The 440-nt window shown below is 55.9% G+C and carries 1 rRNA gene; it reads right to left on the bottom strand.

Annotated features, from left to right (window positions below):
- Window positions 1–440: ribosomal RNA gene (locus AADR41_RS42530) — 16S ribosomal RNA — on the bottom strand; the annotation flags it as partial.

The raw sequence follows: 440 nt of genomic DNA on the forward strand, positions 1-440 counted from the left end.
GACTACTCGGGTATCTAATCCTGTTTGCTCCCCACGCTTTCGCGCCTCAGCGTCAGAACCGGACCAGTAAGCCGCCTTCGCCACTGGTGTTCTTGCGAATATCTACGAATTTCACCTCTACACTCGCAGTTCCACTTACCTCTTCCGGTCTCGAGATCTCCAGTATCGAAGGCAATTCCAGGGTTGAGCCCTGGGCTTTCACCCCCGACTTAAAGATCCGCCTACGCGCCCTTTACGCCCAGTGATTCCGAGCAACGCTAGCCCCCTTCGTATTACCGCGGCTGCTGGCACGAAGTTAGCCGGGGCTTATTCTTCCGGTACAGTCATTATCTTCCCGGACAAAAGAGCTTTACAACCCTAGGGCCTTCATCACTCACGCGGCATGGCTGGATCAGGCTTGCGCCCATTGTCCAATATTCCCCACTGCTGCCCCCCGTAGG

This window comes from Streptomyces sp. CLV115 (genome assembly GCF_038448545.1).
GTDB classification, from domain to species: domain Bacteria; phylum Actinomycetota; class Actinomycetes; order Streptomycetales; family Streptomycetaceae; genus Streptomyces; species Streptomyces sanglieri.